This is a genomic window from Stenotrophomonas sp. P5_B8 (genome assembly GCF_054049855.1).
On sequence record NZ_JBFULO010000356.1, the window covers coordinates 1 to 4,176 of the forward strand.

Sequence of the window (4,176 nt, forward strand, 5' to 3'; positions counted from 1 at the left end):
GTCCATGGGATGTTCTGCACATCGACGTGGATACCGGGATTTTCCGCTTCGAACTCGCTGATCAGGCCGCTGACCACCTCGGCCTCGCGGCCCATCGCCCAGAAGCGCACGGTGACCCCTTCGGGCTCCTTGCGACAGCCACCCAGCAACACGCTGCCGACCAGCAGCAGGAACAGACTCAGACCCAGCGTGGGGCGCGACGACAATGGCACTGCTTACTTCCCCTGCTGCTGGTTGCGGTTCGTATTGGAACTGTTCTTCTGTTCCTGGGCCGCTGCCGCGCGCGATTCGGCGATGCCGACCGAGCGCGCCGAGGCCGCCTTTTCATCTTTCTGCAGTTCCATCGGCTGGTCCTCGCCTTCGGGGGTCAACCAGCCACCGCTGAAGCCGGCCCGTTCCAGGCCCCTGCGGATGTGCACGTTCTTCTTCATCACGTCCCAGACGAAATCGTTCCGGTAGTTGGCGATCATGGTCAGGATCGGGCCCTGGTCGATGCCGATGTAGTCACTGGCCACCCAGCCGCGGTCGGGCACCAGCCGACCGGTCTTGATCGGGATGTCGTAGTTGAAGCTGGGATTGAACGAATCCAGGAACCCGTAGCTGGAATAGATGTAGTCGCCGTAGCGCTTGTGCAATTCCAGCGTGGCCGGGATCACTTCTTCCGGGGCGAACACCACCGAGGCGATGGCCGCGGTCGGGGCGATCGTGCCGTCGTCGAAGTTTTCGCGCAGGCCGGCGCCGCGCGAGGAGTAATGGCGGAACTGACGCTGMTCGCCGCGGTACTCCTGGGTGGTGTTCTGCGGACCATCGCTGGCGGTCAGGCCCCACACGTTTTCGCCATAGTCCTTCCAGTTCATCGGATTGGCGATGGCGTACTCGCGCTGGGCCAGCGCGGCCGAGCGGCTGTTGAGGAAGTAGGTGCTGCCGCGCTCGCGCATGTAGGCATCCTGGATGTCACGGAAGTCCACCCACACATGCGTGTACTGATGGCCGAACAACGGCCCGAAGGACAGGTATTCCTGGCCCTGGTAGACGCCCCAGTCGTTGTCGTAGGTGCGCGTCCACACCGTCCAGGCATCCGGGCTGACCGGATGGGTCGGCGAGCCGAGCGCGAGGATGTAGACCATCATCGCCTCGTTGTAGCCCATCCAGTCGTGGTCGATGAAGCCGCTCTCGGGGAACCAGCCCATCGAGATCAGCGGCGCGCGCTGCTGCAGCCACGGCCAGTCCACGCGCTTGTACAGGGTCTCGGCGATGTCGCGGATTTCCTTCTCGCGCGAATCGTCACCGGTGTAGTACGACTGGGCAAACAGCACGCCCATCATCAGCAGCGCGGTGTCCACGCTGGAGAGCTCCACCCAGCTGTCGTAGCGCGCGCCCTTCTGCATGTCCAGGAAGTGGTAGTAGAAGCCCTTGTAGCCGCCCTTGCCGGTGCGCTGCGGCCCCATCGGCAGGTCGCGGAAGAACTTCAGCGTCAGCAGGGTGCGGTCCACGGCCTGGGTACGGCTGACCCAGCCGTTCTCCACGCCGATCGGATAGGCGGTAAGCGCGTAACCGACCGAGGCGATGCTGGCGAACGGACGCGAGGGATAGCGGTCCGGGCTGAGGCCATTGACTTCGTTGGTGGTGTCCCAGAAGAACTGGAACGTGCGGCGCTCGATATCGTCAAACAGCGGCGGCAGCTCGGGCTTCATCGGGCGCGGCGGCACGTCAGCCTCGACCAGGATGACCGGCGGCTTCGGCTTTTCGGGCTTGTCCGGCGCCTGCTTCTGGCAACCGGCGACGGCCACGGAGAGCAACGCCAGCGACACCATCCGAGATGCATTCATCGACCACCACCTTTTGCGCATGTTCGTGCTGCAGAGCATAGCCTCAACCAAGCTGAAATCGTTTACAGATCACGATCAAAAAAAATCCGCCAGAGCGGACCGTCTGCGTACCGACCAACGGTCGGCACCTACCGCACACGCGCTTGCCCATCCGTGGACGGCAAGCGCCTGTACAGTCCCGCCGGCCGGCCCAAGCCGGTCGGCGGTACTGCCCGGCACCGTCCCTTTGGACGATGCCGGGTATTGCAGGAATYAGAAGCGGAAGCCGACTTCCGCCTTGACCTGGCGCGGCGTACCGACGATATCGCCGGTCTCGTTGTAGCTGGCCAGCAACTTGCCGTTGGACTTGGTGTAGTTGTAGTTGGAGAAGTTGTCGAAGTTGAAGACGTTGATGATGTCGATACGCGCATACAGCTCGGTATCGCCCGGCATCTTGAACGTCTTGGTGGCCTGCAGGTCGACCGAACGGTAGCCGAAGATCTTGCCACCGAGCAGGAACTTGCCGTTGCCATTGGGCACCGCGGCGCCCGGGGTCGGCAGGTCGAAGCCGGTCGACTGGGTGACCGGGTACCAGTCGTTCACCGCGGTCGGGGTGGCCAGGGTGATCTTGCCGCCGAAGGTGATGTCCCAGAAGCCGGCATACGAACCGGTGAGCACCAGGCGGTGACGCGGTGCGCCGTTGGAGCGGATGGTCGGGTAGTCCTCGATCAGGCCACGGTCGAACGCGTACTTCTCATTGATGTCGCGGTTGTGGCGTGCGGTGGTCCAGGTGTAGGCGATGGAGGTGCCCCAGCCGCTTTCCTTGGTGAACGGCTTCTGTGCCGACAGCAGCACCTGCGTTGCGCGCGTCTTGATGCCCTGCTGGCCGATGATCAGGCTGCCGAAGCCCGGCACGTTGCAGCTCCAGGCCTGGCTCAGGCCCGGGTCGGTGCCACCGCACAGGCGCGGGTCATCGAAGAACTGGCCGGTCGGGTAGCGGTTGCCCAGGGTGAAGGCGAAGCCGTCGTAGCTCAGCGTGCGGGAGATGGTGGCATCGGTCAGCCAGTCACCGACCTGGTTGCTCATGCCCAGGCTGAACTGGTCGGAGTACGGCACCTTCAGGTTGTTGTTCAGCAGATCCACTTCCAGGCCGGCATTGCTGGTCGAACCGACCAGCGACTGCAGGTTGCCGATACCGTTGAGCAGGTTCGGGTTCCAGTCATAGCAGGCAGCCTGGCCGTTGAGGCAGCTGCCGGTGGCCGGGTTGCGGAAGTAGACGGTCGGCTGAGGCAGGGCCAGCTTGGTGGTTTCCAGCTGCAGGTTGTCGAACAGGTCGCGGTCATACGAACGACCGGCACCACCGTGGATCACGTGCTGCTCGTCGGCGTTGATGTCATACGAGAAGCCCAGGCGCGGCTGCCAGGCATCCTTGAACGCCTTGCGGTTGTGGCCGTTGCTGATGTAGTTGCTGATGTCCAGCCCGCCCAGCGCCAGCGTATCGGCGAAGGTCTGGCCAGCGGCAGCGCGCGGGTCCTGCGAGTAGATCGCATCGACCACGGCCTGCGGGGTCACGAAGTCCAGGTAGGCCGGGGTCTTTTCGTAGTCCCAGCGCAGGCCGATGTTCAGCTGCAGGTGGTCGTTGACCTGCCAGTCGTCCTGGATGAACAGGCCGATCTGCTTGGACTTCGAACGCACTTCGCCGGACACGCCCGTTACGCCGTTCACCGGCTTGACGAACTGCGCCTTGTACGGGATGTCGGACGGGAAGTCCGGATCGCCCAGCGAGTAGGTGAACTGCGGATTGATCTGCGCCGCATCGGAGGCGTACAGGTCGATCTGCTTGTACTTGGCGCCCATCTTGATGGTGTGGTCACCGGCCCACTGGATGCCATCCAGGGTCAGGTTGTCCTCAATCGCCCAGCCCTTCTGGCCCTTCACCTGCGAATCCWGCGCCGAGGCGCCACCGATCTTCACCAGGGTACGGTCTTCGGTGCCGTCCGGCGCGGTGTAGGTGAAGCCGTTGCCCAGGGTCAGCGGGGTCGGGTTGTTGAACGAATCTTCATGGGTGAGCATCATTTCGTTGTAGTAACGCTCGCCGCTGTGGTTCCAGCGCAGCGCGTAACGACGGTCGGTGTTCACCACTTCACGGCCGGCTTCCGGCGCGGTCTGACCACTGAACTGCTGCTGGGTCTCGTCGCGGTCCTGGAAGCTCAGCTCGATGCGATCGTTGTCGGTCGGCTCGAAGTCGATCTTGGCGAAGATCAGGTCCTGCTCGAACGGCTGGYTGGCCGGGCCGAGGCCGGCGGCGGCGTCTGCCGGCAGCAGGCCGACGCGGTTGGTGACCGAGCCTTCCGGCGCGATGGTGACC

General features: G+C 63.9%; 2 protein-coding genes and 1 pseudogene. All 3 read right to left on the bottom strand.

Translation table 11 applies throughout. From position 1 onward, the window contains the following. Positions 1-176: pseudogene (locus tag ACXJKH_RS16205) on the bottom strand (ABC transporter substrate-binding protein); the annotation flags it as partial. A 39-nt stretch (positions 177-215) separates the two neighbouring features. Then, entirely contained in the window at positions 216-1,850 is a 1,635-nt protein-coding gene (locus ACXJKH_RS16210) for a glucoamylase family protein (protein ID WP_457320831.1), read from the bottom strand. A 231-nt stretch (positions 1,851-2,081) separates the two neighbouring features. Next, the coding region (locus ACXJKH_RS16215) for a TonB-dependent receptor domain-containing protein (RefSeq protein WP_457320833.1) at positions 2,082-4,176 on the bottom strand (2,095 nt) is incomplete at its 5' end.